The organism is Marinobacter halodurans, assembly GCF_004327985.1.
Taxonomy (GTDB): Bacteria; Pseudomonadota; Gammaproteobacteria; order Pseudomonadales; family Oleiphilaceae; genus Marinobacter_A; species Marinobacter_A halodurans.
Window position 1 is genome coordinate 1 of the sequence record NZ_SJDL01000028.1, and the last position, 26,999, is coordinate 26,999.

Below are 26,999 nucleotides of genomic sequence, written 5' to 3' on the forward strand. Positions count from 1 at the left end.
GCCAAAGAAGGTGTTCGACCGCCTGTCTCTGGTCAGTTTGCTGGATACGATAAACCGGCTTCAGAGCCAATCATGAACCGCCGTGGTACGGAACCGTATGCCCGGTGGTGTGAGAGGACGGGGGAGGTGACTCCCCCTCCTACTCGATTCCGGCGGGACGGGTGGTTCCTGTTGTCAGCCGGTCAGGCCGGTAATGCTCTCCAGCGGCTGGGACCGCAGCCACTGTTTCTCGCTCCGCTCCAGGATGCCTTCCATGCGGCCCAGGCGGGCGCGTAGGGCCGATGCGCCGAAACGGCGACTGGCGGGCACATCAAAAGCCAGTCCCACCCGGGCCTGGTGGCCCTGGCGCGCCACATTGACGACCTCGGCAACCACCCCCTGGGCCGTCAGGTTCGTGCCGGCCATGACCAGTTCCAACTGCAGTTCGATCCGGTCGCCTTCGCTGAATGTGTCCGCGGCCGCGGTGACAGCCACGCCTTCCCGTGTAAAATCATGGCCCTGTATGTTGCGATAGCGGGCGAACAGGCGGTTGCGCGGTCGCCAGGCCAGGTTCAGCTCCGTAGCGGGGAGCCGGCGGAAGCGGCGCCTGTCGTGGGGACTGACTCGTCTCATAGCGTATGGTCACTCCGTTGGTCGGTGTTGGCCCCGGGCCGGATCGGACCGGTCGTTCGTTGATCGCCTGAATTCATTATGGGTCATTTTGACCGCCGGGTTCTGTGACCGGAGTGACCAAACCGGCGCGGCGCGTTGACAGGAAGGTGCGTAGATGGAAAAGAACAGGGTGTTCGACCTGGACGCCGGATTTCTCGATGACGAACTGCTGGCGGCACAGATGCGCCTGCTGGTAGGCCTCGTCGGTACCGATCGCGGCCGCAGCGCCGGTGACCGGATGCCGGCGGGCTGGCAGGGGCATGAGGACGCCCTGACCCTGCGCCTGAACCAGCTGATGGGGGAAATGACCCTGCGCGGCCAGGCCGTTCCCGGGCAGGTGGCGGTGACCGGTGAGGCGATCCTCTGGCCGCCGCTCGATCCTGTGGCGCTGGCGGAGGAAACCCGCTTCATTACGGCCCGGGCCGAAGCCGGCCATCGTGGCCGTATCCGCATGCCCCGCAACGATCATGAGCTGTGGGCTACCTACAAGTACAGCCTGCTGGCGCGCAACCGGCAGGCCTACCACAGCTTTGGCCGTCGTGTGGCTGCCCGCGCCGTGCCCCTTGATGCCCTGTGGCTGGCGCTGGTGAACGCCTCCCGGGTGACGCCGCCGGAAGGGGGGATCCGCAATGCCCTGCAGCATATGTGGGGCTATGTCTCCGATCATTCCGGCCTGAGTCCACAGGTGGATGACCTGGACGCCCTGGCGGCGGACGTGCAGCAACTGGCCCTGCAACATGAGGTATCCTACCTGCTCAATTCGACGGCGCTGGGTGAACTCCGCGCCTGGCTATAAGGAGGCAGACTTGAGCCTGGACTTGCATCACCGCGTGACGGGAGAGGGCGAGCCGCTGATCGTCCTGCACGGACTTTTCGGTTCCCTGGAAAACCTGGGCGGCGTGTCCCAGCGCCTGGCCGACAACTGGCAGATTCATGCCCTCGACCTGCGCAACCACGGTCGCTCCCCTCACACCGACGCCATGGACTATCCCGCCATGGCCGACGACGTCCTGCGCTACATGGACCGGGCCCACCTGGAACAGGCTTCCGTATTGGGTCATTCCATGGGTGGCAAGACGGCCATGGAGCTGGCCCTGGCCCATCCCGACCGGGTGGACCGCCTGATCGTGGCGGACATCGCGCCGGTGGCCTATCCACCGCACCACGACGAGATCATCGAGGGACTCACCCAGCTCGACCTGGCGCAAATCGGCTCGCGCGGCGAGGCGGACCAGGCCCTGGCGCACTATGTCCCGGTGACGCCCGTGCGCCAGTTCCTGCTCAAGAACCTGGTGCGCGACGGCGAGGGCGGCTTTGCCTGGCGCCTGAACCTGGACGCGATCCGGGACCACTATGAACAGATTGCCGCAGGCCCGACCGCGGATGGCCCCTTCGATGGGCCGACCCTGTTCATCAAGGGTGGGGAGTCCGATTACATCGGCGAGGACCAGCGCGAGGCCTTTGCCCGCTATTTCCCCAAGGCCTCCCTGCGCATCATCCCGGGCACGGGCCACTGGCTGCATGCGGAAAAGCCCGATCTGTTCGCCAACCTGTGCCGACGCTTCCTGGACGGTGAGTTTGACCCGAGTTGATGGGCATGGCCGCTACTGCATCTGCTAGTTTTGTTAGTCCGGGGTGTCCAATAACAAGGAGTTTTCATGCGTTGGGTGTATGCAATCTGTGTGGTCCTGTTTCTGGCCATTGGCGGGTTTCTGCTGACACCGTCACCGGTCGATAGCCGGGCCTGGCCCCCTTCGCCGCCGCCCGGACTTTCCGGCCGCACGGCGCCCAACGAATTGCTGCGTCAGGCGGACCTGCTGGCCAAGGGGGAAGTGTACGGCCCCGAGGATGTGGATGTGGACAAGACCGGTCGTGTCTACGGCGGCACCCAGGACGGCAAGGTGGTGCGGGTATGGCCGGATGGCCGCGTGGAGACCTGGGTCCGGACCGGCGGCCGGCCGCTGGGGATGGAGTTCGATCGCAACGGCAGCCTGATCGTGGCCGACGCTTACAAAGGGCTGCTCTCGATCGATCCCTCAGGCGTGATTCGCACCCTGTCCCGGGAAGCGGAGGGGCTGCCCTTCAAGTTCACCGACGACGTGGACATTGCCCCGGACGGGATGATCTACTTCACCGATGCCAGTTCCCGCTTCAACCAGTCCGAGTATCGGCTGGACCTGCTGGAAATGCAGCCGCACGGCCGCCTGATGCGCTACAATCCGGCCACCCGCAAGACCGATGTGCTGATGCGCAGCCTCTATTTTGCCAATGGCGTGGCGGTGGCCAAAGACGGTAGCTTCCTGCTGGTCAATGAAACGTGGAAATACCGCATCCTGAAATATTGGCTGACCGGCCGCAAGGCCGGGACGGCGGAGGTGTTTGCCGATAACCTGCCGGGCTTCCCGGACGGCGTGGCGGCAGACAGCCACGGCCGCTTCTGGGTCGCGCTGCCGACGCCACGCAATCCGGCGGTGGACTGGATGCAGCCGCACCCCTGGATCAAGGATCAGGTGGCCAAGCTGCCCGACAGCCTCCAGCCACCGGTGCAGGCGTATGGTCTGGTGATGGCCTTCGACAGCGAAGGCAAGCTGCTGGCCACCCTGCACGACACCACCGGCACGCATTTAAAGGAGATCACCTCGGTGGAGCCGCATCTGGGCATGCTGTATTTCGGAACCCTGCACAATGACCGCATCGGGCGGCTGCCGATCAGCCGCATTCCCGCCCTGAACAAGGAGACATCGCCGTGAGTGACGTGCCCGACCTCATCGACTGGGACCTGCCGGACCCTTTCATCATGCCCATCGTGGTCCAGCCTGAAGACGTCGACCGTCTCGGCCATGCCAACAATGTGGTCTACGTGCGCTGGCTCGAGGAAGTGAGCTGGGCCCATATCGAGAGCCTGGGAATGACCTGGGAGCGCCATGAGGCGACCGGTCGCGCCATGGCCATTACCCGCACCGAGATCGATTACCTGGCGGGCGCCAACGAGGGTGATCACCTGCTGCTGGGCACTTGGCTGGTGGACTTCGACGGCCGTTTCCGTTCGGCCCGCCGTTTCCAGTTGGTGCGCCAATCCGATGGCAAATCCCTGGTGCGTGCCAGGTCCAGCCACGCCTGTGTGGATCTCAAGACCCAGCGCCCGGCCCGGGTGCCCAGGGAATACGGCGACATCCTCGGCCATGCCGTGGTGACTACCGAATAAACCGGATTCTGCTACGCTTGCTGGAAAGCAGGCGTCCGCCCGCCTGGAAACCGGCCGTCCCGTAGCAGCAAGCGGGCCCGGCGTTTCCCAACGCCGCATGGGAGAAACCAGTATGCGTCGCATTGTCTATGAGCGCTTCGGGGAAGCGGATGAACTCAAACTGACCGAAGCCGAGCACCCGGTGCCGGCGGTCGGAGAAGTCTGCATCCGCGTGGCGGGCGCCGGCCTCAATCCCATCGACTGGAAAACCCGCAAGGGGCTGGGGTTTGCCGCCCAGCAGATCCGCGATCGCCTGCCCTGGACGCCAGGATATGACGTGGCCGGAACGGTAACCGACGTCGGCGAGGGGGTTCACACCCTGTCTGCCGGCGATCGCGTGATGGGGATGATCGGTTTCCCCTCCGGCGGTGGAGGTTACGCCGAGTACGCCCTGGCCCGCGCCGACGAGTTGATCGTGGTGCCGGAGGAGATGGACCTGACCGAGGCCGGAGGACTGCCGCTGGCGGCACTGACCGCCTGGCAGGGGCTGTTCGAGATGGGCGAGCTCCAGTCGGATCACAAGGTGCTGATCCACGCCGGCGCCGGCGGTGTTGGCCACCTGGCGATCCAGTTTGCCCGGGCTCGTGGAGCCCACGTGATCGCCACGGCGTCGGAGAGCAACGCGGATTTCCTGGCGACCCTCGGCGCCGATGAGGTGATCGATTACAATCGCGACGATTTCGTTGATGCCTGCTACGGGCTGGACCTGATCTTCGACCTGGTCGGCGGTGATACCGGCAAGCGCTCGCTGCACTGCCTGGCGGAACACGGGGTGCTGGTCACCGTGCCCACGGTGACCGCCGACGGCATCATTACCGAAGCGGAGAACATGGGACTCAAGGCCCATGGCATGACCGTGCGGCCCGACGTGTTCCACCTGGAGGAAATCGCCGAACTGATCGAGGACGGCGACGTGCGGCTGCACGTGGAGGAGATTTTTCCGCTGGCCCGCGCGGCCGACGCCCAGCGTAAACTGGAAACCGGCCACGTGCGGGGCAAGCTGGTGCTGGACTGCCAGGCCCGCTAAAGCTGTTTGAGAGGCCTCAGGCGGTCGCCGTGGCGCCGGCCGGCTCCGGCCCGGCATCCTTCTCCTTGCGTTCCTTGGGCGGTTGCGGCGGCACCAGGCTCAGGAGCATCCAGCCCTTGTCCAGCTTCAGGTTGGATTGTGACGTCACCGCCTGGATCCGTTCCCGCGGATCGATGACGAACAGCAGCAGGGCCTGGTTTTCGTACTGGGCCTGGAAATCCTCGTAGCTGAAGGCCTCGCTCAACTGCGTGGTTTTCACCGTATAGCCCTTGCTCACCAGGCTGGCCAGCTTGGCGTAGCTGACATCGCCGAACAGGCCGCGGGTCTGCTGGATCTTCTCGGCGGTCTGGTGGCGGGCCTTCTGGTCCTGATCCCCTTCCGACAGGCTGTAGACGCTGCCGTTACCGAACCAGTCCAGGAAGTGATAGGTCGCCAGCGAATTGAGCTGCTTGTAGGGCGAAATCACCAGCAGGTTGCCGATGCCGGTCAGGTCCAGGTGGGTGGAGGCGTGTTCCGACACGGGATTGCCAAAGTAGACGTTGAGGTTATCCATGCGGGCCTGGCGCACGTTTTCCCAGTTGGTGTCGGTCAGCACCACCGGCACCTCCACTTTCTGCAGGGCCAGCCCGATCTGGCGGGCCACACTGTTGGCGCCGAGGATCAGGAAGCCGTAATCCGCCGGCTCCGCCACCTTCAACAGCTGCGCCAGGGGGCGGGCCGTCAGGCTCTGGAGGGTCACTGTGGCGATGATCACCATGAAGACCAGCGGCACCAGCACGCCGGCACTTTCGTAGCCGAGCTTTTGCAACTGGAAGGCGAACAGGGCGGAGACCGCTGCGGCGACGATGCCCCGCGGCGCGATCCAGCTGAGAAACAGTTTGTCCCGCCAGGTCAGGGTGGTGCCGATGGCGGACAGGAAAATAGTGATGGGCCGGGCCACGAGCATCAGCACGGCCAGCACGGTCACCAGTTGCCAGCCCAGGTCCGCAATGGCGGTAAATTCGACCCGGGCGGCGAGAATGATGAACAGGGCCGAGATCAGCAGGACGCTGAGGGATTCCTTGAATTCCAGGATGCTTTCGATCGGCACCTGCTTCATGTTCGCCATCCAGATGCCCATCACCGTCACCGTCAACAGGCCGGATTCATGGGCCATCTCGTTGGAGAAGGCGTAGACGCCCAGCATGAAGGTCAGGGTGCCGGCGTTGTGCAGGTATTGGGGCAGCAGGTGCTTGCGTAAGGCCACACCGGTCAGCCAGCCGGCAATACCGCCCAGCACGATGCCGATAACGATGGTCTTGCCGAAGATGTACAGGGAGTGCTCGAAGACGTTGCCCTGTCCCCAGGAGACGATGCCCTCGAATACCAGTACCGCCAGCAGGGCACCCACCGGATCGATGATGATGCCCTCCCAGCGCAGGATGTTGGCCAGTTTGGCGGCGGGCTTGACCGAGCGCAGCAGCGGCGCCACCACCGTGGGGCCGGTGACGATGCAGATGGCGCCGAACAGCAGCGCCACCTCCCAGGAAATGTCGAGGGCCCAGTGGGCGGCGAGGGTGCCCACGGTGCAGGTCACGATCGAACCGATCGGGACCAGGTTGCGCACCATGCGGCCGTGGCCCTTGATCTCCCGGTACTGCAGCGTGAGGCTGCCCTCGAACAGGATCACCGCAACCGCCAGCGATACCAGCGGGAACAGCAGGTTGCCGAACAGTTGTTGCGGCTCCAGCCAGTGCAGCACCGGGCCGGCGGCGAGACCACCGGCCAGCAGGAACAGGATGGCCGGCATGCGCACACGCCACGCCAGCCACTGGCAGAAAAGGGAAAGGACACCGATGCTCGCGAGCAGCAGAACAATGTTCGCAGACATAGACTGGGCTAATCATCCATTTCGGTGGAAACGGCCACGTCCTGGTGACGGGCATGTGTATGGTGGCGGCTCAGAAGCCGGTCTGCTGCACTGAGGCAATGCCTTCAGTCGACCGTCATCCCGTCACGGTCTGGTTTATGGCCTCGGTGCCGGCGGCTTCGGGCTGCCGGGCCTTACGTGCCAGCCGGTTCAGCAGGCGCGATGCGGCCACGAAGCCGAAGGTCGCCGTGACCGGGCTGGCGGCGCCGAAGCCGGACGCGCAGTCCAGCCGGACCGGGCCGCTGGTGTCCGGTTTCTGCAGGCAGACCCCACCATCACCGGCAGGATAAGTCAGCTGCTCCAGCGAGTACACCGCCTCAACGCCGAATCGGCGTTTTGGGTTGCGTGAAAAATGGTATTCCCGGCGCAGCAGGTTGCGGACTTTGGCCAGCAGCGGGTCCTGGGTGGTGCGTGACAGGTCGCTGACCTGGATCTGGGTCGGGTCCATCTGGCCGCCGGCGCCACCGGCACACACCAGGGGAATCTTGCGCCGCTTGCAGTGGGCAATCAGGGCCGCCTTGGCCTTGACGCTGTCGATGGCGTCGACCACGCCGTCGAGCTCGTCGGCCAGCAGTTCGGTGACGTTCTTCGGCGTCAGGAAACCGAAATGGATGTTGATCTGCAGCTCGGGGTTGATGGCGCGCAGGCGCCCGGCCATGACATCGGTCTTGGTCCGGCCGTACTCGCCGGCCAGCGCGTGAAGCTGGCGGTTGGTGTTGGACACGCAGACATCGTCCATGTCGATCAGCGTGATTTGGCCGATACCGCTGCGGGCCAGGGCTTCGGCCGCCCACGAGCCCACACCGCCGAGGCCCACGATCGCCATGTGGGCGCCACGGAACGCCTGCAGGGCGCGCCGGCCATAGAGTCGCTCGATACCGCCGAATCGGAAGCTGAAATCGTCTGCGTTCATGCGCTCTCCCGGGGAACGTCAATGGTCGGGATGGATCAAGCGCGAATTGTACCTGAGCCGGGCGGGGACGGCATTGGCCGGGTATGCGTGAAAACCGGAATCGGGCAGGCAAAAAAAGGCCACGCCAAGGGGCGTGGCTGGACAAGCAAGATGGCTCACCCCGAGGGGATCGAGCCGGACTAGTTCAGAGACACTAATCAACGGGGTCTATTTTCCAGATACACGACACCGGGAGAAGGTCAAAAGCTGACAAGTGTCGGTCATTTCCGGACAGGGTGGTATGGCGTCGGCGCCTTGTCGACAGGCGCCGTCACGGAAGTATCCCTGACGACGGAGACCCGGAAAGCTCCGGCAGGCCGGGGTGAGTGAGCACAAGGCCGCTATCGGATAAACGGATTCAGCAACCGGGTGAAGGTGCCGGTCAGCTTGAGCGGGGCGCTGAGCACGGACAGGGTGATGCAGTCGTCCCCTTCCAGTGCGATCGGGCGATGCTCGTCGTGCTCGTCCAGCACCACGAAGTCCCACTGGTTGAATACTCCCTTGTGGTCCGTGAAAGCGCCCTGCAGGACGATGGTGGTTTCCAGCCCGCGATGGGTGTGGGCGGGGGCCTTGCCTCCGGCCGCCAGCTTTTGCAGCACCACTTTTTCCGGCTGCCCGGGGAACAGGTGACTGATGTCCAGTACGCTGACGTCAGCCAGCTGGCGCTTCCAGGGCAGGGCGTTCAGGTCCTCGCCGAGCAGGCGATGCAATGGGTCGCCTGCCCGGTGTTTGGGCTCGGGCTCGGCAGGTTCGCTGTCGATCCGCGACAGCAGGCGGTCGAACGCATCATCCGCCACTCCGGCACCCGGCTGGTCCTCCAGCATTATGGCGCCCAGACTGTCCAGCGTATCGACACGGCTGCGGCAGTGCGGGCACTGGTCCAGATGCAGGCGAATGCACAGCGCGTGGGGATCGCTCAGGTTCCCGGCGCTGAATTCCATCAGGCTGTGACTGTCAGGATGGTGCTGGGTCATGCGTTCTGGTCCTGCAGGATAACTTTGAGCTTGTTGAGCGCCAGCCGGACGCGGCTCTTGACCGTGCCCAGAGGAATGTTCAGTTCGTCTGCAACGACCTGGTGGGACTTGTTTTCCATGTACACCTTGGCGATGACGGTGATCTGTTCTTCGGGCAGGTGTTTCAGGGAGTCCCGGATGCGTCTTTCCGACATCAGGCGGTGCAATGAGGTGACCGGTTCGTTCTCGTCGTCACCCGGGATCTGCCACAGATCCTCCGTTTCCACCGTCATCTCGGCTCGGGAACGCTGCATCTTGCGCAGCATGTCGATGCGTTGATTACGGGCGATGGTGAAAATCCAGGTGGAGGCGGCGGCCTTGCGCCAGTCGTAAAGGCAGGAACGGCGCCAGATGGACACGAACACTTCCTGGACCAGTTCTTCGGCCTGACTGGCCAGACCGTTGGCCAGCGCGTAATACTTGATCTGTGGCGCGAAATGCTCGAACAGGGAACGATACGCCTCCCGGTCCTGGTGCTTGCCGACTTTTTCCAGCAGTTGGCTCCAGGGATCCTTGCGGCCCTCAGCCCTGTTGGAACCGGCACTCGGCGTGGACACGTTGCGATCCCCTGTGGTGGCTGTTATTGCACGGGTTGATGTCATCATTCTAGGTGCTCGCCATGGGTTTGTCAGTCCAGCGGATGTACGAGCCCGCGGTTCAGCCGGATCACGCGGCGGGAAAAACTGGCACATGGCCCTCCTGTCGGGGAGGTCCCGTCGACGGAGTGATTGTGGGCACCGGAACGGCACATTAACCTGCCAGTCATGTTGTCTCGTGAGCATCGATGCCGATGAGTGATTCCCTGGACCTGCACTGTCCTGCGATCCGCGCCCACTACGTGGAGATTCTGGGTCAGCTCCTGGAAGAGGAGGGCGGCAGGCGGGACGCCGTGTTCGCTGCCGTCGGCCTGGCGGCCGATCGTCTGCTCCACCCCGACACCCTGCTGACGGTGGCCGAGTTCGTTGCGGTCTGCCGCGAGGCATTGAAGCAGAGCAGGGATCCGGCCCTGGGCCTGGCCTTTGGCCAGCGGCTGAAGTTCACCACCCATGGCTCCCTGTCGCAGGCGGCGATCAGTTGCGCCACCATCGAGGAAGCCCTGCGAACCCTGGCCAAGTACTTCTCCATCCGTTTCGCCTATATCGACCTGACCTTTTTCGTGGAGGGCGGTGACGCGGTGATCCAGTTGGACATGCGACACGACTTCGACGACCTCTACAGGTTCAACGTCGAGGCGGTGCTGGCGGCCCTGATGGATGTCAATCAACTGCTGTTCGGCAAGCGGCTGATGCTGGACGGGTCCTGCCGGTTGGCCTACCCGGCCCCGGAACCCAGTCACCGGGCCCGGTATGCGGCGTTGTTCGGGGAGTCGGCCCATTTTGGCCAGCCGGCCAACCAGCTGCGGTTCCGGGCTGACCTGCTGGCATTGCCCATGGCGCTGCATAACCCGGTGGCACGGCGGCTGGCGGAAGCGGAGTGCGAGGTGGAGCTGGCCCGGCTGGCCCGACACCAGGGGGTGGCCGGACGGGTCCGCAGCGTGTTGGAGAGCGTGACCCGGGACCCGTTGCCGGGACTGGATGCCGTCGCCGATCAACTGCACGTCTCACCCCGCACATTGCGGCGCCAGCTCAAACGGGAAGGCACGGGCTTCCAGGCGTTGCTGGACGAGGTGAGGGCCATGCGGGCGCGCTGGTTGCTGACGCGCACCTCCCAGTCGGTGGAGGTGATTGCCTGGCAGTTGGGGTATAGCGACCCGTCCAACTTCGGACGGGCCTTCCGCAAGTGGGAGCGCTGTTCGCCGTCGGCGTACCGCGCTGAACATCGTGGGCAGGGCGCCTCCGCCTGAGGCCGAGGGGATCAGTCCTCCAGGTAGGTATAGCCTTCCAGCCCCTGCTCCAGCTCGGCCAGCAGGGCGTCGCTCTCTGCGGCCGGCAGCTTGGCGGCTTCGAACTTGCGCCGATAGGCCTGCCGCAGCACGTCCGGATCGAAGTTCACGTAGCGCAGGATCTTGGATACCGTATCGCCTTCGACCAGGTGCCGGATCCGGTAGCTGCCGTCGTCGTCACGGCTGACGTCGACGGAGTTGGTGTCGCCGAACAGGTTATGCATGTCGCCCAGGATTTCCTGGTAGGCGCCCGTCATGAAGAAGCCCATCAGCATGGGCTCGCCGGGTTTGGTTTCCGGCAGGGGCAGGGTGGTTTCCACGCCCTGGCCGTCCACGTAGCGGTCGATCCGGCCGTCCGAATCGCAGGTGATGTCCTGCACCACCGCACGGCGGTTGAGGGGCTGGTCCAGGCCGCTGATGGGCAGGACCGGGAAAATCTGGTCGATGCCCCACACGTCCGGCAGCGACTGGAACAGCGAGAAGTTGATGAACAGTTTTTCGGCCAGCTTCTCGTTGAGCTCGTCGATGATCTCCCGATGGGCCCGGTTGCCGGCATCGAGCCGGGCACGCAGGGCACGACAGCAGGCGGTATAGAGCTGTTCCGCCTCGGCCCGGTGGGACAGGGACAGCAGGCCGTGCGCGAACAGGGCATGCACGTCGCTGATGGCGTGCATCACGTCGTGATAGATCTCGACCCGCGAGCGGTCCGGGTCCCGGGCCTGCAGGCTGCCGTAGTCGCGCCACAGGTCGTGCAGCGGCCCCGGCGCATCGCCGGCGGGTTCCCGGGGCGACGGATTAGGGGGCGCCTCCTCATCGATCACGTTGGTGATCAGGACCGCATGATGGGCGGTCATTGCCCGGCCGGATTCGCTGATCAGGTTGGGATGGGGGATGCCGACCCGGTCGCATTCCGCCTGCAGGGTGTGGATCACGTTGTAGGCGTATTCGCCCATGCTGTAGTTGATGGAGCAACTGCTGCGTGAGCGGGTGCCTTCATAGTCCACGCCCAGGCCACCGCCGATGTCGACGGTTTCTATGGGCGCGCCGAGTTCGCGCAACTCGCTGTAGAAACGGGCGCATTCCTTCAGGCCGGTCTGGATGTCGCGGATGTTGGCGATCTGCGAGCCCAGGTGGAAATGCAGCAACTGGAGGGAGTCCAGCGCGTTGGCGGCCTTCAGGCGTTCGACGGTTTCCAGCACCTGGCTGGCGGACAGGCCGAACTTGGATTTCTCGCCGCCGGTGTTCTGCCAGTTGCCCTTGCCGATGGTCGCCAGCCGGGCGCGTACGCCGATCAGGGGCTTCACCGAGAGTGCCCTTGCTTCTTCCAGGATCTCCGGCAGCTCCGACTGCTTCTCCACCACGATGAACACCTTGTGCCCCAGCTTCTGGCCGATCAGCGCCAGGCGGATGTACTCGCGGTCCTTGTAGCCGTTGCAGACGATCACCGAACCCGGTTTGCGGGACAGGGCGAGAACCGCCATCAGTTCCGGCTTGCTGCCGGCTTCCAGCCCGATCTGGCCGTTGCTGGCTGCCGGTTCCGCCTGGGTGAGGGCCTCGACAACGTGGCGCTGCTGGTTCACCTTGATGGGATAGACGGCGGTGTAGCCGCCCTGGTAGCCCTTGTCCCGGGCGGTCCGGTTAAAGGCGTCGCAGAGACTGTTGACGCGATCGTGGAGGATGTCGCCAAAGCGCACGAGGACCGGCAGCTGGATTTGTTGGTCCAACAGTTCGCGGGTCAGTTGCGGCAGGTTGATGGCCGCCCCGCTGAGGCCCCGGTCCGGACGGATCAGCACGTCACCGGCCGGATCGATGTCGATGTAACCCTCGCCCCAGTGGGCAATGTTGTAGACCTCGTGCGCGTTGCTATCTGTCATGGTGGAACCCGTCCTTTCCTTTGAGGCGCCATTGTAAAGAAAGCAGGCGCTTAGCGGGAAGCGCAAGGGGATGTCGACTTCGGCAAATACCTGTATTTTTGTGCTTTGGCGCAGGACAATGAGTCTCTACAATCGCGGCTTTTCGACCCACAGGGCAGGAGGTACACAACAATGTCAGCACTGAACGATGGCTGGTTCACCGAGGTATTCCAGGACCAGGGCACGGCCTTCTCGTTACAGGTCAAGCGTAAGCTGCACGAGGAGCAGACGCCCTACCAGAAACTGGAAATCTACGAAACCGGGACCTTCGGTAACCTGATGGTGCTGGATGGTTGCGTGATGCTGACCAGCCGTGACAACTTCCTTTACCACGAGATGATGACGCACCCGGCCCTGTTCACGCACCGGGCGCCGCGTAAGGTCGTGGTGGTCGGCGGCGGTGACTGCGGCACCCTGCGCGAGGTGCTCAAGCACCCGGATGTGGAAGAGGCCTGGCAGGTGGAAATCGACGAGCGGGTGACCCGCATGTCCGAGAAGTACTTCCCGGAGCTGTGTGAGTCCAACGAGGACCCGCGGGCCAACTTCTTCTTCGGTGACGGTATCCAGTGGATCCGCGACGCCGATCCGGACAGCATCGACCTGATCATCATCGACAGTACCGATCCGGTGGGGCCCGCCGAAGGCCTGTTTGCCCTGGATTTCTATCGGGACTGCATGCTGGCGCTGCGTGAAGGCGGCATCATCGTGCAGCAGAGTGAGTCGCCGCTGCTGCATGCCGAGACCATCATCAAGGATATCCATACCGACATGCACAAGGCCGGCCTGGATCATGTGGTGACGCTGCCGTTCCCACAGCCGGTCTATCCCACCGGCTGGTGGAGCTGCACCATGGCCAGCAAGGAAAACCCGCTGCACTACTTCCGCGAGGAGGATGCCGCCGAGCGGCCTTTCGTGACGCGCTACTACAACGAGGACATCCACAAGGGCGCCCTGGCCCAACCGCAGTTCATGCGGGATATCTTCGAGGACTGAAGGTCCGATGCGCCGGCTCGCCCGGGCCGGCGCTGATTCCGTTGCGCTATAAGCATTCCGGTACAGACGCCCAATCGGTCTTTCCCGCGTTAGCCGATCTCCTACGCTTATCTGTGAAGTCCATCCAATTTTTGCATCCCTGGACGTCTTGGCCGGAGGAGCCCAGCTGCTCCGCGAGCAGGGCATGTCGGTCGTCGGCACAGGGATAGCGATCATGTCAGGGGGCGATCATGGTGGTTAGAAACGGAGAGGCCGAAAAGAACTGGTTTCGCAGTGAGCGTTTCAGCTACGTCAACGGGGCGTGGTATTTCGAAACCCGGGAGGGAGTGATCAAGGGGCCTTTCGAGAATGCGCTCGAGGCCGAACTCGAACTCAATTTCTACCTGCAGCAGACGCTCAGCCAGCCGGTCCGGACCGGCACGGATTACTAGTGACCGCTAACACAAGGTCACTCGTTGGGTTCGCTATGCGGCAGTAAAAAAGGCGCCCGTTGGGAGGGCGCCTTTCTGTTTCCGGTCGAAGCGGCGTTTACTTGGTGCTGACGAACTCCGGATAGGCTTCCATACCGCATTCGGACAAATCCACGCCCTCGTACTCTTCTTCCTCGGAAACCCGCAGGCCCATGACCGCCTTGAGGATACCCCAGACAATCAGGCTCACCACGAAGACCCAGATGAAGATGGTCAGGGCGCCGATAATCTGGCCGCTCAGGCTGACGTCGCCGTTGGTAGCCGGCACCAGCAGCAGACCCAGCAGGCCGCAGACGCCGTGGACGGAGATGGCGCCGACCGGATCGTCGATGCGCAGCTTGTCCAGGGTGACGATGCTGAAGACCACCAGCACACCGCCCAGGGCGCCGAACAGGGTCGCGAGCAGCGCGCTCGGCGTGGACGGCTCGGCGGTGATAACCACCAGACCCGCCAGGGCACCGTTCAGCAGCATGGTCAGGTCGGCCTTGCCGAACATCAGGCGGGCCGTGATCAGGGCAGCGATTGCACCACCGGCCGCTGCCGCGTTGGTGTTCAGGAAGACCATGGCCACCGAGTGGGCGCTGGCGATGTCGCCCAGTTTCAGGACCGAGCCGCCGTTGAAGCCGAACCAGCCCATCCACAGGATGAAGGTGCCCAGCGTGGCCAACGGCAGGTTGGCACCCGGGAAGGCGCGGATTTCGCCGTTCGGGCCGTACTTGCCCTTACGGGCGCCCAGCAGCAGGACGCCGGCCAGGGCCGCGGCCGCACCGGCCATGTGAACGATGCCGGAACCGGCGAAGTCGCTGAAGCCCAGGTCACCCAGGGAGTACAGGCCGAAGACGGACGCGCCGCCCCAGGTCCAGGAGCCTTCCATCGGGTAGATGAAGCCGGTCATGACGACCGCGAAGATCAGGAACGCCCAGAGCTTCATCCGCTCGGCCACGGCACCGGAAACGATGGACATGGCGGTGGCGACAAAGACCACCTGGAAGAAGAAGTCGGAAGCGCTGGAGTAGAGGGCGCTGCCGTCAAAACCGCCATCGCGGTTCGCGAAGTCGTTCAGGATACTGGGAACGTCGATGGTGCCCATGCCGGACAGGAAGGCGCTGCCATCGTACATGAGGGCGTAGCCGCAAACCATGTACATGGTGCAGGCCACTGCGTAGAGGGCGACGTTCTTGGTCAGGATTTCAGTGGTGTTCTTGGCACGGACCAGTCCGGCTTCCAGCATGGCAAAGCCGGCTGCCATCCACATGACGAATGCGCCCATGACAAGAAAATAAAACGTATCTATAGCGTACTGGAGTTCGAAAACGTTGTTTTCCATGTGAAGCCCTCCGCACAAGGCTCTTCAGGGATAAATGGGGTAATTGCGTTGGCGTTATTATCGGATTCGGTCCGTTTTAGACGGCTTCTTCCCCGGTCTCGCCGGTCCGGATCCGGATGGCCTGCTCCAGTTCGGTCACGAAGATCTTGCCGTCACCGATCTTGCCGGTGTTGGCCGCCTTGGTGATCGATTCGATGACCTGGTCGAGCAGGTTGTCGCCAATCGCAACTTCCACCTTGACCTTGGGCAGGAAGTCCACCACATATTCCGCACCCCGGTAGAGCTCGGTGTGCCCCTTCTGCCGCCCGAAGCCTTTGACTTCGGTGACGGTCACGCCTTGAACGCCAATCTCGGACAGTGCCTCGCGGACATCGTCCAGCTTGAAAGGCTTGATGATCGCAGTCACAAGTTTCATTGCTGTCTCCTTGGTAATGCCGTCTCAAACTTTTTCGTTTGGTGGAACGCCTGGAAAACACCCGGATCGTCGCGGATTTCCAGGTCCCTTTTGTTTGAGCTCGGGATGCTGCCACCTCGCACACAGTGTGTGCGGATTGCGTACGAGGCTTTAAGCATCGGGTGTGCCAACGCAAAAATTACCCTTTAAAACAGTGGATTACTCAAGTCTGGCCCTGATTTGGGTCACGCGCCTGCCTTACAATGGTGCACGCTGTTCCGTAACGTACCGGTTCGGTGCGCCATTTCGGTGCGTGCCCGGCCGGACTTGTATCACCTCGATTATGGTACACTTTTCCGACCATGCCTTGGGAGCCACAGAGGTTGATCTTGAAAACACCACAGGAATTGTTTGCACAGTTGCAGGGGCAGATGGGTCAGTTCGTTCCGGATATGGCCAAAGCGGCCCGGGAGGATTTCGAGCAGCATGCCCGCGCCACGGTGCTGTCCGTGCTCTCGCGACTGGACCTGGTCACCCGTGAGGAGTTCGACGCCCAGCAGGCGGTACTCCTGCGCACCCGGGAAAAGGTCGAAGCGCTGGAGAAGCAGGTCGCCGAACTTGAGCAGCGACTGGGCAGCGATCAGGGCTGAGCCCCGCCGGTGGCGGCAGGATGCCGTCGCAGACCCGCTTCATCCAAAACCGTACAGTGAACACCATGGAAGGTTGCCATGCTTGCTATTGTCCATACCCGCGCCCGTCTGGGTGTATCCGCACCGTCTGTCACCGTCGAAATCCATCTTTCCAATGGTCTGCCTTCCCTGTCCATCGTGGGACTGCCGGAAACGGCCGTCCGGGAAAGCAAGGATCGCGTGCGCAGTGCGTTGATGAACGCCGGATTCGAATTTCCGACCCGCCGCATCACCATCAACCTGGCTCCGGCCGATCTGCCCAAGGAGGGCGGTCGCTTTGATCTGCCCATCGCCCTGGGCATCCTGGCGGCTTCCGGGCAGGTGCCGGCGGAACACCTCCAGCAGTTGGAGTGCCTGGGAGAGCTGGCGCTCGATGGCGCGGTGAGGCCGGTTCGCGGGGTGCTGCCTGCCGTGATGGCCGCACGGGAACAGGGCCGGCAGTTGCTGATTCCCCGGGAAAATGCCGAAGAGGCGTCGCTGGCGGCGGAAGACGATGTGTTTGCCAGCGGACACTTGCTGGACGTGGTCGCTCACCTGTGCGGCGAGCAGCCGCTGTCGCCCCTGGAGCGCTGCCCGGAACCGGACCTGGACATCGGTTGCCCGGATCTCCGGGACGTGCGCGGCCAGCACGTGCCCAAGCGGGCGCTGGAGGTCTCCGCGGCCGGTGGTCACAACCTGTTGCTGTTTGGTCCGCCGGGAACCGGCAAGAGCATGCTGGCCAGCCGCATGCCTGGCATCCTGCCGCCGCTGGATGACAACGCCGCCCTGGAAGTGGCCAGCGTCCGTTCGGTGGCCGGGGAATCGCCGGCGCCGGAGAGCTGGCGGCGCCCGCCCTACAGGGCGCCCCACCATACCGCCTCTGCCGTGGCCCTGGTGGGCGGCGGCAGCAGTCCGCGGCCGGGCGAGATTTCACTGGCCCACCGCGGCATCCTGTTCATGGACGAGCTGCCCGAGTTCGACCGCAAAGTCCTCGAAGTGCTGCGTGAACCGATGGAATCCGGCGAGATCGTGATCTCCCGGGCCGCCCAGCAGGTCACCTACCCGGCCCGGTTCCAGGTTGTCGCCGCCATGAACCCCTGTCCCTGTGGCTATCGCGGCCATCCCAGCATCGAATGCCAGTGCTCGCCGCAGCAGGTGCTGCGTTACCAGTCCCGGCTGTCGGGGCCGTTGCTGGACCGCTTCGACCTGCATGTCGAGGTGCCAGTCCAGAACGGCGAAACCCTGCTGCGCCAGGACCGGGACGCCGTCGACAGTGCCACGGTCCGCCAGCGCGTGCTGCGGGCCCGGGCGGTGCAGCGCGAACGCGGGGCATTGAACGCGGATCTGAAGGGCGACGCGCTGGATCGATACTGCTATCCGGGCGAGGCCGGTGAACGCCTGCTGGCCCAGGCGATGGAGAAGCTGGGCCTGTCGGCCCGGGCGCTGCACCGTATTCTCCGGGTGGCGCGGACCCTGGCGGACCTGGCGGGCGACGAACAGCTGGCGCAATCCCACATCGTGGAAGCGCTGGGCTACCGCAAGCTGGACCGGCGGCAGGCCGGCGCACAAGCCTCGGCGGTGTGAGGGCGAAGACCGGGTTCAATCCGTGTCCGGAGACCGGAAGGCGTCGTGATGGAAGCGGGCGGCGGCTTCCACTTCGGCAAAGCCGCAAATGCCGGGTTCGGGGACCGGCTGGCCGGCCAGTACGCCCAGCACGGCGTGGACGCCGCGGGGCAGCGACTCCAGGTTGTAGCCACCTTCCAGCACCAGGGCCAAACGGCCGTCGCAGTGCTTGCGGGCAATCGCCTGGATACCGGCCGTCATGGCACCAAAACCCTCGTAGGAAACGTTCAGGGCCAGGTCCATCCAGTGCGGATCGAAACCGGCGGATACCAGCACCAGGTCCGGCTGGAACCAGTCCGCCGCCGGGACCAGGATCTCGTCAATGGCTTTGAGATAGGCGGCGTCGCCCGTGCCCGCCGGAAGCGGCACGTTGACCGTGGTCCCCTCGCCGAGGCCGGCGCCGACCTCTTCAAGCTGTCCGGAACCCGGATAGAATGGGGCGGCCCGGTGCAGGTCGAAAAACAACACATCCGGGTCGGCCCAGAAAATCTGCTGGGTGCCGTTGCCGTGGTGCGCATCCCAGTCGACGATGAGAACGCGCTCACATCCCAGTTTGGCCTGGGCGTGGGCGGCGGCCACCGCGACGTTGTTGAACAGGCAGAAGCCGCGGGCCCGGACCGACTCGGCGTGGTGGCCCGGTGGGCGCACCAGCGCAAACGCACTCTCCGACTCGCCTGAAACCACGCTCTCGACAGCGGTGATAGCGGTTCCCGCGGCCACTTCCGCGGCATCGATACTGCCCGGCGAAACGGCGGTGGTGTCCACGTCCAGCCAGGCATTCTGGCCACGCAGGTCGTACAGTTCGCTAAGGTAGGAGGTGGTGTGGACCCGGGCCAGTTGTTCGGGGCTTGCCTTGGCACCGCCGGCAAACCGCAGGCCTTCGATCGGATTGGCTTCCAGGAACTGCATGATGGCGGTCAGGCGACCGGGGTGTTCGGGGTACCGCCAGGGCACGTTGAGACCGGCCAGAATCTGGCGGATACGGCGGTCCATACGCGCCGGCAGGAAGGAGGCCTCGGTATCCGGAGCGTGGGTCAGGACCCGGTCGTCAAAGAAAACGGTCACCTTGTGTGCGGCTGGCATGGCGTTGATCCTTTTGCTGTGCCTCCGGGAAAAGGGTGTCCTCTCAGCATAGCCGCTATTCAGGCGGTGGGAGAGGAAGTGGTCCATTCCTCACAGTCCGCGTAAGCTTTGGTACACTGCGGTCCCTTACGAGTGGTGACGCCAGGACGATAGCCGCGGCGTCGCAGATCGAATCAGACGAGAGAGCCCCAATGACCGACGAGAAAGACAGTCAACCGATCGACAACCCTGATGAAGCGGTCACCATGCGCCGGGGTATCCGCAGCTTCGTGCTGCGCCAGGGCCGGATGACAGAAGGACAGAAAAAGGCGTATGACCGGAGCTGGCCCAGGTACGGCCTGACCCGGGAGCAGGGGATGATCGACCCGCGCCAGGTCTTCGGGCGTCAGGCCGTGCTCAACCTGGAGATCGGTTTCGGCATGGGGCAGTCGCTGGCCACCATGGCGGAAGCAGCACCGGAGCAGGATTTTATCGGCGTGGAAGTGCACACCGCCGGCGTCGGTGCGCTGCTCAAGGAAGTCGAGAACCGGGGGCTGGACAACGTCCGCATCTACAACATCGATGCCAATGACGTGATCGACCTGTGCCTGCCGGATGCGTCCCTGGACCGGGTGATGCTGTTCTTCCCGGATCCCTGGCACAAGAAGCGTCACCATAAGCGGCGACTGGTCCAGCCGGAATTCGTCCAGCGTATCCGGCACAAGCTGCGCGTGGGGGGGATTTTCCACCTGGCGACGGACTGGGAAAACTACAGCGAGCACATGATGGAAGTGATGAGCGAAGCCGAGGGCTTTGCCAACACCATGCCCGAAGGCGGCTTTGCGCCGCGTCCGAAAGACCGGCCCCAGACCAAGTTCGAGCAGCGCGGTTTGCAGCGTGGCCACGGCGTCTGGGATCTGCTGTTCCGGCGCACCAACTAGTCTCGTGGCCCCGGCCCGGCGCAGCCGCCGTCAGTAGCTGAGCGGGTGCCGCCGGGCGGCACGGATCACCACCAGCCCGGCGACCCCGATCATCAGGGCCGTGAACTTGATCATGGCGAATACCGTGGCGGCCAGGCTGAGCGCATCGTCCGGCTCTGCCAGGTTGGTCAGCAGGCAGATATTCTCGCCCAGGTCGCTGGCACCGGCGGCCACGAACAGCCCGCGCACCCAACGACCGGCCTGGCGTTCACGAATGCCGGGCCGGTCGCTCATCAGGTAGTCCGTCAGCGCCATCAGCGTCAGGACATAAATCAGCACGAAGGGAAAATCCAGGGCCAGCGAGGCGACCGCCCAGTGACTGTTGTCGGAGCCCCAGCTGTTCAGGATATTCAGCGTCTGCTCCGCGGTGGTGGCAAACTGCAGGCTGATGATGCCCTGCGGGGCATCTGCGGTGACCAGCGGCACGTTGATCCCCACCAGCAGCAACAGCATGATCAGCGAGCTGGCGGTGAGCAGTTTCAGCGGTCGGGGCACTGGCGGCAGAGTGCCTTCGGTCATGGCAGGAATCGCTCCAGAATGCTGTTGAGATAACGCTGTCCCAGTGGCGTTGCCTGAAGCCGGTCAGGCACCAGCAGCCCTTTTGAACGCAGGTCTGAAAGTATCGCAGCAATCTCAGTCAGCGGTAAACCTGTCCGTTTCGTAAACAGGCTCTGGTCGACGCCCTCGCCCAGCCGCAGGGCATTCATCATGAACTCCAGCGGCAGGTCTTCCCGGTCCAGGTGTTGCTGACCGGCCGTCCGGCTGCCCAGGCGTTTCAGGTAGGCTTCCGGCTGGCGTGTCTTCCAGTAGCGGCGGATCGCGCCGCTGTCCCCGTCCGTCAGCTTGCCGTGGGCGCCGGCACCGAGGGCCAGGTAGTCGCCAAATTGCCAGTAGTTCAGGTTGTGGCGGGCCTCGTGGCCGGGCCGGCTCCAGGCCGAGATCTCGTAACTCCGGTAGCCGGCGCGGCCCAGGTGGTCGCTGCCGGCGCTGTAGATCCGCCACAGTGTGTCGTCTTCCGGCAGGTCCGGCGGGTGACTGTAGAACTCGGTATTCGGTTCCAGCGTCAACTGGTACCAGGACAGGTGGGGTGGCTCGAAGGCCATCGCCGTGTCCAGATCGGCCAGTGCCTGTTCCACGGTCTGGCCCGGCAGCCCGTGCATCAGGTCCAGGTTGAAGTTATCGAACCCGGCTTCACGGGCGGCGGCGATGGCAGCCCGGGCCGCCCGGTCGTCGTGGATGCGTCCCAACGCCTTGAGCTGGCCGGGGTCGAAGCTCTGGATGCCCAATGACAGTCGGTTGATGCCGGCCCGGCGAAACGCCTCGAAGCGACCCTGCTCGAGGGTGCCCGGGTTGGCTTCCAGGGTGATCTCGGCATCGCCAGCAAACGTCAGGTGGCGGGCGAGGCCGTCGAACAGGCGGGCGTAGAAATCACCGGACATCAGTGACGGCGTGCCGCCACCGATGAAGACCGTTTCGACGGGACGACCCTGAACGCCGGGCAGGTCCGCCTGCAGATCCTCCAGCAGGGCGGCCAGGTAGTCGTCCTCGGGAATGGTCCCGTTCAGCGCATGGGAGTTGAAATCGCAGTAGGGGCACTTGCGCACGCACCAGGGTACGTGCACATAGAGACTCAGTGGCGGCAGTTGGCCGTGCCCGGCCGGGCGGTTCATAGTGTGGCCCGGCCTCGCAGGCTGCCGAGGAGTCCTTCGAGGGCCTTGCCGCGGTGGCTGATGCGGCTCTTCTCGCTGCGCGCCAGTTCGGCCGCCGAGCAGTCCTTCCCGGGTACCCAGAACACCGGATCGTAACCGAAGCCGCCCTCGCCGCGGGGCTCGGTCAGGATGCGGCCGGCCCAGACGCCGTGGCAGATGATGGGGGTCGGGTCCAGGGCATGACGCAGGTACACCAGGACGCAATGGAACTGGGCGCTACGCCCGGCTTCCGGGATGCCGGCCATGGCGTCCAGCAGGTGGCGGACGTTATCGGCATCGCTGGCACCGTCGCCGGCATAGCGGGCCGATTGCACCCCCGGGGCGCCGTCCAGGGCGTCGACGGCCAGACCGGAGTCGTCGGCCAGTGCCGGCAGCCCGGTGTGACTGGCGGCGTTACGGGCCTTGATCAGGGCATTTTCCACGAAGGTGACGGCGGGTTCCTCCGCTTCCGGAACGCCCAGGTCGCCCTGCGCCTCGACCAGGAAATGCATGGGCGCGAGAAGGTCGCCCAGTTCGCGGATCTTGCCGGCGTTGTTGCTGGCCAGTACCAGTCGCTGTTCAGGCATGGTGTCTCAATCGTTCATCAGGGTCTGGGCCACCCGGACCGGCATGTTGCCGGGCGCGCCGGGGGCGTTGGCTTGCAGTTCGAAGGTCAGCAGTTCGCCTTCGCTGAACGGGAATTCGGCGATGTAGTACACGGCATTTCCCTCGCTGATGCGGCGAAAGCCCAGGACCCGTCGTTGCTGGACATCGTTGACCACCTGCCCTTCGACCTGTCCGGAGACCGGTTCCAGCCGGCCCTGCTCACCCTGGCGCAGGATGCTGACGTTGACGATGCCCACGGTCTTGCTGCGTGCGATACCGTACCGGCTGGCGACCTCTGCCGTCAGGAAGCTGCTGGGGAAAATGCTGTAGTGCACCTGGTAATCGCCGAACTGCTCGAACTGGCCGGCGTGTGCCGTCCCGCTGCCCAGCAGCAGGGCGGCGAAGAGGGCGACTATCGGCTGAAGACGGGCCATGTGATGGTTCATGGTAACCTCCTCGCGGGTCGTGCGGCCTAACGGGTGATGCGATAGATCGCAATCTGCCCGAGCATGTTGGGCCACAGCCGGTTGAACCAGCGGTAGCGGTGCTCGCTGTCCACGACGGTGCGGTTCATGATGTGTATGTTCTTACGATAGCAGAGTGCCTCGAAATCCTTGAACGTGCACAGGTGGATATTGGGCGTGTTGTACCACTTGTAGGGCAGGGTCTCGGACTCGGGCATGCGACCGCGGCGCATCAGGTACCAGCGCAGGCGCCAGTAGGCGAAGTTGGGAAAGGTCACGATGCACTCGCGGCCCAGCCGGAGCATCTCGTCCAGCACGATGTCCGGGCGGCGCACCGCCTGCAGGGCCTGGGTCATCAGCACCACGTCGAAACTCCGGTCCTGGAAATTACCCAGCCCCTGGATGTCCAGGTCCTGCTCGATCACGCTGACACCACGACCCATGCAGGTGGTGATGTGGTCCGGGTTGATCTCAAGGCCAAAACCGGTGGCCTGCTTTTCCCGCTGCAGGTAATCCAGCAGGGTGCCGTCGCCGCAGCCCAGGTCCAGGACGTGGCTTTGCGGCTGGATCCACTTCTCGATGATTTCCAGGTCGGCTCTCATTGCTGCACCTCCCGGGCCACGCGGTCCATGTAGGCCGTAAAGATATCCTCGTAGCGCGGCGTCGGGATCAGGAAGGCATCATGGCCCCAGGGGGCGTCGATTTCGGCGTAGCTGACCTTGCGGCGGGCGGCGATCATGGCGTTGACCAGTTCCTCGGAGCGGGCCGGGGTAAAGCGCCAGTCGGTGCTGAACGACAGCACCAGGAACTCGCACCGGGCCTGGCTCATGGCGGCGGCGAGGTTGTTGTCGTAGTCGTAGGCCGGATCGAAGTAGTCCAGCGCCCGGGTCATCAACAGGTAGGTGTTGGCGTCGAAGGTTTCCGAGAAGCGTTCGCCCTGGTAGCGCAGGTAGCTCTCCACCTGGAATTCCGCGTCGTAGCCGAATTTGTAGGCTTCTTCCCGCAGTTCACGGCCGAATTTCTCGCCCATGGAGGCGTCCGACAGGTAGGTGATGTGTCCCACCATGCGTGCCAGCATCAGGCCACGGCGGGGCGTGGCGTTGTGGTCGGCGTAGCGGCCGTCGAAGAACTCGGGGTCGGAGGTGATGGCCTTGCGCGCCACCTCGTTGAAGGCAATGTTCTGGGCGGTCAGCCGCGGAGTCGAGGCTATCACCACGGCATGACGCAGTCGGTCCGGGTAGCTGAGGCTCCACTGCAGTGCCTGCATCCCGCCCAGCGAGCCACCGACAACCGCGGCCCACTGCTTGATGCCCAGGCGGTCGGCCAGATGGGCCTGGCTGTTGACCCAGTCCTTCACCGTCACCACCGGGAAATCCGGACCGTAACAGTGGCCGGTGTCGGGGTTGGTGGAGGTGGGGCCGGTACTGCCGTGGCAACCGCCCAGGTTGTTCAGGCTCACCACGAAGAAACGGTTGGTGTCGATGGGTTTGCCGGGGCCGATACAACGGTCCCACCAGCCGGGCTTGCGCTCGTCCAGGCTGTGATAGCCCGCCGCATGATGATGACCGCTGAGGGCATGACAGATGAGGACCGCATTGGAACGGTCGGCGTTGAGTGTGCCGTAGGTCTCCACCACCAGGTCGTAGTGGGGCAGCGTCTGTCCACTGGCGAGGGCCAACGGCTCGTCGAAGTGCAGGGTCTGGGGTTCCACCAGTCCCACGGAATCAGGCGGCAACGAATCTGGCATCGATACAATGGGTTCCTGGACATCGCCGGCAGGGTGAACGGGCATAAAGGCCGGCCAGCGAAGCAGTTTAAAGGTGGGGGGCAGCGCCTGCAAGACGCCGCAGCCCGTTGCCGGCTGCGGCGTTCTCCGGATCAGGCAATTCCGGAAAGGTTGACGACCTTCTGCTGGATCAGCGTCGGCGCCGGTTTGCGGATCTGGCGGTGCATGTTATCCGCCAGTTCCAGTTGCCGGTGCAGGTCGGCGATGCTCTCTTCCAGCCGCTTGCGCTCGTCCTTCATGGTGCGCTCGTTGCGGACGGAATCCCGCACCCGGCGGATCTGGTGCTCGAGCAGCTGCTTCTGTTCCATGGAGTACTGCATGATCGGCAGCAGGGCTTCCTGCGGCCAGCGCTCCACGTCTGAACGTACGCGTTTATGCAGGGTGCTGGCCTCGCTGACCATGACGTTGAAGAAACGGCGGATCAGCAGGGTCTGTTCGGTGAGCATGTTCCTGGGATTACGGCGGAAGCGGTCCGCCTTCTTGCGCAACTCCCGCAGGGCGATGACGTGGCGACCGGCCCGCAACGGGATCGGCTCCAGGTGCCGGGCCCGGGTGTCCTCGTTGTACCGGCGATAGATGGACGCCACCATCTTCTCGGCCAGGTGACCCTCGGCCAGCAGGTTGCTGAAGTCGTTCTCCAGCAGCTCGAAGAAATGGTTCATGGCCCGGCTCATGCCGGCGGTGGTCCAGCTCTTGTTGAGCAGCTTGCGGATCTTGTCGACGTGCGCCTCGAAACGCGCCTCGGCCACCAGGTCCTGCAGCATCTCGCCCTGGGACTGCATCAGCCGGCGGCTCGAGCGCAGCGTGATCAGCTTCTTGTAATAGAAGTCGTAATCCTGCTGGGCGCGATCGGCCAGGCGTTTGAGAGCGTCCCGGTCGACGTGGGTCTCGCCGCAGGCGGCCAGTTCCTCGCGCAGGGCGTCCAGGCGGTGCTGCATGGCCGCCTGGCTGTTCTGGAGCATCCCCAGCAGGTCGTTGATCAGGCTCTGGGTGATCAACTCCTCCTTGTGCATCAGGATGCGGTGGATGATGAGTTTTTCCAGCTCCGGCAGGCAACTGCGCTCAAGCAGCTCGCCGTTGCCCTGTACCCGCGCCAGCAGGCCCTGTTTGGCAGACACCGGGATCACGTCGGCGGCGTGGATGTTGAGGTGATCGGCGGTGTACTCCCGCACCCGGTCGATGGAGGCGGCGGTGTGCTCCGGGCCCTGCAGGTCGTCCCACAGGACGTCGATCTTGTTGAGTACCGCGAAGCGGCCGGCGCGATGGTCGGCGTCTTCGGTGGTGATGTGCTCCCGCCAGACGGTCATATCGCTGGCCGTCACGCCGGTATCGGCACTGAGTAGGAAAATGACCGCATGGGCGCTGGGCAGCATGCTGATGGTCAGTTCCGGCTCGGAACCCAGGGCGTTCAGGCCCGGGGTGTCGAGGATGCGCAGGCCACGTTCGAACAGCGGATGGCGGAAGCTGATCTGGGCATTGCGCCAGGCCGGCACCAGGACGTGGCCGGGGTTGTTGCGGTCGTTTTCCAGCATGCTTTCCTGGAAGCCGAGCTCGCGGGCTTCCGCCGGTGTCACGCTCTTGACCCGGGCGACTTCGGCCAGCACTTCGCGCATGACCGTCGGGTCGCTGGCGTCCAGGTCGTAGCGCTGCCAGCGATCGGTCCGCCTGCGCAGTTGCTGCAGCGACAGGTCCTCACGGCGGGTCTCGATGGGCAACAGGAGCAGGTAGTCCTTGCCCTCGTTGCGGTCATAGAACAGCTCGGTCGGGCACATGGTGGTCCGGCCGGCCTGCGACGGGAGGATGCGCTGGCCGTATTCCGAGAAGAACAGGGCGTTGATCAGTTCGGTCTTGCCGCGGGAATATTCGCCGACGAAGGCTATGGTCAGCTCGTCCTCGATCAGCAGTTCCAGCCCCCGACGTATCCGCTGGCTGACGTCTTCGGAAAACAGGTCGTTGTCCTGCAGCCAAAGACGGTAGCGGGAAATCTGGCGGATCAGTTCCTTCTTCCAGGCGTGGTAGGCCTCCACCTGGTGGGTCAAGCTTCCATTTGCATGCATGGGCTAGCCTTTTTGCTTGCGCGTGTGCTGTTCTTCTCGGGTGTTCGCTCGTCAGCGAAACAGCCCCCGTTTTATTGCCGGACACCGGCGCACGAATCACTCGGGATATTGTAGCTATGGTAGGCCACCGGAAAAGGCCTCTCTGTGACGTATGACCGTCTCAAGCACCTGATTCCAGTCGGGTTATCGGCAGGGTTTGAAGAAACTTTGAAAAATCAGACAACTGGCGCCACGTTTCGCCATGTATATATTTGCGTCATTTTGTAAAAGGGACGGCCTGCGGCCGAATG

The 26,999-nt window shown here is 64.1% G+C and carries 27 protein-coding genes; 11 read left to right on the forward strand and 16 right to left on the reverse strand.

The window, feature by feature from the left end; genetic code table 11:
* Window positions 1-174: 174 nt before the first annotated feature.
* The gene (locus EZI54_RS16155; protein WP_131482921.1) at window positions 175-612 is read right to left on the reverse strand and encodes a PilZ domain-containing protein; all 438 of its coding nucleotides are present in this window, start codon (window positions 610-612) and stop codon (window positions 175-177) included.
* A 154-nt stretch (window positions 613-766) separates the two neighbouring features.
* Here EZI54_RS16155 and EZI54_RS16160 point away from each other — a divergent pair, with 154 nt between their 5' ends.
* The 5 genes from EZI54_RS16160 (at window position 767) to EZI54_RS16180 (ending at window position 4,922) form a co-directional block, all read left to right on the forward strand.
* Window positions 767-1,447 (forward strand): hypothetical protein, encoded by a 681-nt coding sequence (locus tag EZI54_RS16160; RefSeq protein ID WP_131482922.1) that lies wholly within the window; start codon window positions 767-769, stop codon window positions 1,445-1,447.
* Window positions 1,448-1,457: 10 nt separating this feature from the next.
* Window positions 1,458-2,243: an alpha/beta fold hydrolase gene (locus tag EZI54_RS16165; protein ID WP_131482923.1), complete on the forward strand. Its 786-nt coding sequence runs from the start codon at window positions 1,458-1,460 to the stop codon at window positions 2,241-2,243.
* 66 nt (window positions 2,244-2,309) lie between these two features.
* On the forward strand, window positions 2,310-3,401 hold the full coding sequence (locus EZI54_RS16170) for an SMP-30/gluconolactonase/LRE family protein (protein ID WP_131482924.1): 1,092 nt from the start codon (window positions 2,310-2,312) through the stop codon (window positions 3,399-3,401).
* 47 nt (window positions 3,402-3,448) lie between these two features.
* Complete coding sequence (locus tag EZI54_RS16175; protein WP_131482986.1) at window positions 3,449-3,856, forward strand: acyl-CoA thioesterase; 408 nt, start codon at window positions 3,449-3,451, stop codon at window positions 3,854-3,856.
* A gap of 112 nt (window positions 3,857-3,968) precedes the next feature.
* Complete coding sequence (locus tag EZI54_RS16180; protein WP_207389240.1) at window positions 3,969-4,922, forward strand: NADP-dependent oxidoreductase; 954 nt, start codon at window positions 3,969-3,971, stop codon at window positions 4,920-4,922.
* Window positions 4,923-4,938: 16 nt separating this feature from the next.
* Here the strand turns inward: EZI54_RS16180 and EZI54_RS16185 are convergent, their stop codons facing one another.
* The 4 genes from EZI54_RS16185 to EZI54_RS16200 all read right to left on the reverse strand — a co-directional run bounded on the left by EZI54_RS16185 (window position 4,939) and on the right by EZI54_RS16200 (window position 9,401).
* Entirely contained in the window at window positions 4,939-6,792 is a 1,854-nt protein-coding gene (locus EZI54_RS16185) for a cation:proton antiporter (protein WP_131482926.1), read from the reverse strand.
* 115 nt (window positions 6,793-6,907) lie between these two features.
* Entirely contained in the window at window positions 6,908-7,744 is an 837-nt protein-coding gene (gene tcdA / locus EZI54_RS16190; protein ID WP_131482927.1) for a tRNA cyclic N6-threonylcarbamoyladenosine(37) synthase TcdA, read from the reverse strand.
* A 380-nt stretch (window positions 7,745-8,124) separates the two neighbouring features.
* Window positions 8,125-8,757 carry a ChrR family anti-sigma-E factor gene (locus EZI54_RS16195; protein ID WP_131482928.1) on the reverse strand — a complete coding sequence of 211 codons (633 nt, stop codon included), beginning with the start codon at window positions 8,755-8,757 and terminating at the stop codon, window positions 8,125-8,127.
* Entirely contained in the window at window positions 8,754-9,401 is a 648-nt protein-coding gene (locus tag EZI54_RS16200) for a sigma-70 family RNA polymerase sigma factor (protein WP_207389241.1), read from the reverse strand. Before EZI54_RS16200 ends, EZI54_RS16195 begins: the two co-directional genes overlap by 4 nt.
* A 185-nt stretch (window positions 9,402-9,586) precedes the next feature.
* Here EZI54_RS16200 and EZI54_RS16205 point away from each other — a divergent pair, with 185 nt between their 5' ends.
* Window positions 9,587-10,639: an AraC family transcriptional regulator gene (locus EZI54_RS16205; protein WP_131482929.1), complete on the forward strand. Its 1,053-nt coding sequence runs from the start codon at window positions 9,587-9,589 to the stop codon at window positions 10,637-10,639.
* A gap of 11 nt (window positions 10,640-10,650) precedes the next feature.
* Here EZI54_RS16205 and speA read toward each other — a convergent pair whose 3' ends face one another.
* Complete coding sequence (gene speA, locus EZI54_RS16210; protein ID WP_131482930.1) at window positions 10,651-12,552, reverse strand: biosynthetic arginine decarboxylase; 1,902 nt, start codon at window positions 12,550-12,552, stop codon at window positions 10,651-10,653.
* 171 nt (window positions 12,553-12,723) lie between these two features.
* On the opposite strand from speA, the gene speE reads away from it, so the two are divergent.
* Together speE and EZI54_RS16220 are read left to right on the forward strand one after the other, a co-directional pair.
* Complete coding sequence (gene speE / locus EZI54_RS16215) at window positions 12,724-13,584, forward strand: polyamine aminopropyltransferase (RefSeq protein ID WP_131482931.1); 861 nt, start codon at window positions 12,724-12,726, stop codon at window positions 13,582-13,584.
* Between the two features lie 230 nt (window positions 13,585-13,814).
* Window positions 13,815-14,015 carry a DUF6316 family protein gene (locus EZI54_RS16220; RefSeq protein WP_131482932.1) on the forward strand — a complete coding sequence of 67 codons (201 nt, stop codon included), beginning with the start codon at window positions 13,815-13,817 and terminating at the stop codon, window positions 14,013-14,015.
* Between the two features lie 97 nt (window positions 14,016-14,112).
* On the opposite strand, the gene EZI54_RS16225 is transcribed toward EZI54_RS16220, so the two are convergent.
* Complete coding sequence (locus EZI54_RS16225; RefSeq protein ID WP_131482933.1) at window positions 14,113-15,381, reverse strand: ammonium transporter; 1,269 nt, start codon at window positions 15,379-15,381, stop codon at window positions 14,113-14,115.
* Between the two features lie 76 nt (window positions 15,382-15,457).
* Entirely contained in the window at window positions 15,458-15,796 is a 339-nt protein-coding gene (glnK, locus tag EZI54_RS16230; RefSeq protein WP_004578958.1) for a P-II family nitrogen regulator, read from the reverse strand.
* A 368-nt stretch (window positions 15,797-16,164) separates the two neighbouring features.
* Between glnK and EZI54_RS16235 the strand changes: the two genes are divergently transcribed.
* Together EZI54_RS16235 and EZI54_RS16240 are read left to right on the forward strand one after the other, a co-directional pair.
* Complete coding sequence (locus tag EZI54_RS16235; RefSeq protein WP_131482934.1) at window positions 16,165-16,425, forward strand: accessory factor UbiK family protein; 261 nt, start codon at window positions 16,165-16,167, stop codon at window positions 16,423-16,425.
* A 78-nt stretch (window positions 16,426-16,503) separates the two neighbouring features.
* On the forward strand, window positions 16,504-18,027 hold the full coding sequence (locus EZI54_RS16240) for a YifB family Mg chelatase-like AAA ATPase (protein WP_131482935.1): 1,524 nt from the start codon (window positions 16,504-16,506) through the stop codon (window positions 18,025-18,027).
* Window positions 18,028-18,042: 15 nt separating this feature from the next.
* Here the strand turns inward: EZI54_RS16240 and EZI54_RS16245 are convergent, their stop codons facing one another.
* Complete coding sequence (locus EZI54_RS16245; protein ID WP_131482936.1) at window positions 18,043-19,149, reverse strand: histone deacetylase family protein; 1,107 nt, start codon at window positions 19,147-19,149, stop codon at window positions 18,043-18,045.
* Window positions 19,150-19,340: 191 nt separating this feature from the next.
* Here EZI54_RS16245 and trmB point away from each other — a divergent pair, with 191 nt between their 5' ends.
* The gene (gene trmB / locus EZI54_RS16250) at window positions 19,341-20,069 is read left to right on the forward strand and encodes a tRNA (guanosine(46)-N7)-methyltransferase TrmB (protein WP_131482937.1); all 729 of its coding nucleotides are present in this window, start codon (window positions 19,341-19,343) and stop codon (window positions 20,067-20,069) included.
* Between the two features lie 30 nt (window positions 20,070-20,099).
* Here trmB and EZI54_RS16255 read toward each other — a convergent pair whose 3' ends face one another.
* The 7 genes from EZI54_RS16255 to EZI54_RS16285 all read right to left on the reverse strand — a co-directional run bounded on the left by EZI54_RS16255 (window position 20,100) and on the right by EZI54_RS16285 (window position 26,709).
* Window positions 20,100-20,627, reverse strand: coding sequence for a hypothetical protein (locus EZI54_RS16255; protein WP_131482938.1), 528 nt, complete (start codon window positions 20,625-20,627; stop codon window positions 20,100-20,102).
* Window positions 20,624-21,778, reverse strand: a complete 1,155-nt coding sequence (gene hemW, locus EZI54_RS16260) for a radical SAM family heme chaperone HemW (RefSeq protein ID WP_131482939.1) — start codon at window positions 21,776-21,778, stop codon at window positions 20,624-20,626. The genes EZI54_RS16255 and hemW overlap by 4 nt, the downstream gene beginning before the upstream one ends.
* Window positions 21,775-22,383, reverse strand: coding sequence for an RdgB/HAM1 family non-canonical purine NTP pyrophosphatase (gene rdgB / locus EZI54_RS16265; RefSeq protein ID WP_131482940.1), 609 nt, complete (start codon window positions 22,381-22,383; stop codon window positions 21,775-21,777). Before rdgB ends, hemW begins: the two co-directional genes overlap by 4 nt.
* Before the next feature lie 6 nt (window positions 22,384-22,389).
* Complete coding sequence (locus tag EZI54_RS16270) at window positions 22,390-22,848, reverse strand: DUF4426 domain-containing protein (protein ID WP_242674500.1); 459 nt, start codon at window positions 22,846-22,848, stop codon at window positions 22,390-22,392.
* Between the two features lie 26 nt (window positions 22,849-22,874).
* Complete coding sequence (gene metW / locus EZI54_RS16275; RefSeq protein ID WP_131482941.1) at window positions 22,875-23,468, reverse strand: methionine biosynthesis protein MetW; 594 nt, start codon at window positions 23,466-23,468, stop codon at window positions 22,875-22,877.
* Entirely contained in the window at window positions 23,465-24,613 is a 1,149-nt protein-coding gene (gene metX / locus EZI54_RS16280; protein ID WP_131482942.1) for a homoserine O-succinyltransferase MetX, read from the reverse strand. The genes metW and metX overlap by 4 nt, the downstream gene beginning before the upstream one ends.
* A 131-nt stretch (window positions 24,614-24,744) precedes the next feature.
* A complete protein-coding gene (locus tag EZI54_RS16285) occupies window positions 24,745-26,709 on the reverse strand; it encodes a dynamin family protein (protein WP_131482943.1) in 1,965 nt (654 codons plus the stop codon).
* Between the last annotated feature and the right edge of the window lie 290 nt (window positions 26,710-26,999).

Coding starts and splice junctions, on each gene's coding strand:
- EZI54_RS16155 (WP_131482921.1), bottom strand. CDS start 612: ATGAGACGAGTCAGTCCCCACGACAGGCGCCGCTTCCGCCGGCTCCCC.
- EZI54_RS16160 (WP_131482922.1), top strand. CDS start 767: ATGGAAAAGAACAGGGTGTTCGACCTGGACGCCGGATTTCTCGATGAC.
- EZI54_RS16170 (WP_131482924.1), top strand. CDS start 2,310: ATGCGTTGGGTGTATGCAATCTGTGTGGTCCTGTTTCTGGCCATTGGC.
- EZI54_RS16175 (WP_131482986.1), top strand. CDS start 3,449: ATGCCCATCGTGGTCCAGCCTGAAGACGTCGACCGTCTCGGCCATGCC.
- EZI54_RS16180 (WP_207389240.1), top strand. CDS start 3,969: ATGCGTCGCATTGTCTATGAGCGCTTCGGGGAAGCGGATGAACTCAAA.
- EZI54_RS16185 (WP_131482926.1), bottom strand. CDS start 6,792: ATGTCTGCGAACATTGTTCTGCTGCTCGCGAGCATCGGTGTCCTTTCC.
- tcdA (WP_131482927.1), bottom strand. CDS start 7,744: ATGAACGCAGACGATTTCAGCTTCCGATTCGGCGGTATCGAGCGACTC.
- EZI54_RS16195 (WP_131482928.1), bottom strand. CDS start 8,757: ATGACCCAGCACCATCCTGACAGTCACAGCCTGATGGAATTCAGCGCC.
- EZI54_RS16200 (WP_207389241.1), bottom strand. CDS start 9,401: ATGATGACATCAACCCGTGCAATAACAGCCACCACAGGGGATCGCAAC.
- EZI54_RS16205 (WP_131482929.1), top strand. CDS start 9,587: ATGAGTGATTCCCTGGACCTGCACTGTCCTGCGATCCGCGCCCACTAC.
- speA (WP_131482930.1), bottom strand. CDS start 12,552: ATGACAGATAGCAACGCGCACGAGGTCTACAACATTGCCCACTGGGGC.
- speE (WP_131482931.1), top strand. CDS start 12,724: ATGTCAGCACTGAACGATGGCTGGTTCACCGAGGTATTCCAGGACCAG.
- EZI54_RS16220 (WP_131482932.1), top strand. CDS start 13,815: ATGGTGGTTAGAAACGGAGAGGCCGAAAAGAACTGGTTTCGCAGTGAG.
- EZI54_RS16225 (WP_131482933.1), bottom strand. CDS start 15,381: ATGGAAAACAACGTTTTCGAACTCCAGTACGCTATAGATACGTTTTAT.
- glnK (WP_004578958.1), bottom strand. CDS start 15,796: ATGAAACTTGTGACTGCGATCATCAAGCCTTTCAAGCTGGACGATGTC.
- EZI54_RS16240 (WP_131482935.1), top strand. CDS start 16,504: ATGCTTGCTATTGTCCATACCCGCGCCCGTCTGGGTGTATCCGCACCG.
- EZI54_RS16245 (WP_131482936.1), bottom strand. CDS start 19,149: ATGCCAGCCGCACACAAGGTGACCGTTTTCTTTGACGACCGGGTCCTG.
- trmB (WP_131482937.1), top strand. CDS start 19,341: ATGACCGACGAGAAAGACAGTCAACCGATCGACAACCCTGATGAAGCG.
- EZI54_RS16255 (WP_131482938.1), bottom strand. CDS start 20,627: ATGACCGAAGGCACTCTGCCGCCAGTGCCCCGACCGCTGAAACTGCTC.
- hemW (WP_131482939.1), bottom strand. CDS start 21,778: ATGAACCGCCCGGCCGGGCACGGCCAACTGCCGCCACTGAGTCTCTAT.
- rdgB (WP_131482940.1), bottom strand. CDS start 22,383: ATGCCTGAACAGCGACTGGTACTGGCCAGCAACAACGCCGGCAAGATC.
- EZI54_RS16270 (WP_242674500.1), bottom strand. CDS start 22,848: ATGAACCATCACATGGCCCGTCTTCAGCCGATAGTCGCCCTCTTCGCC.
- metW (WP_131482941.1), bottom strand. CDS start 23,468: ATGAGAGCCGACCTGGAAATCATCGAGAAGTGGATCCAGCCGCAAAGC.
- metX (WP_131482942.1), bottom strand. CDS start 24,613: ATGCCAGATTCGTTGCCGCCTGATTCCGTGGGACTGGTGGAACCCCAG.
- EZI54_RS16285 (WP_131482943.1), bottom strand. CDS start 26,709: ATGCATGCAAATGGAAGCTTGACCCACCAGGTGGAGGCCTACCACGCC.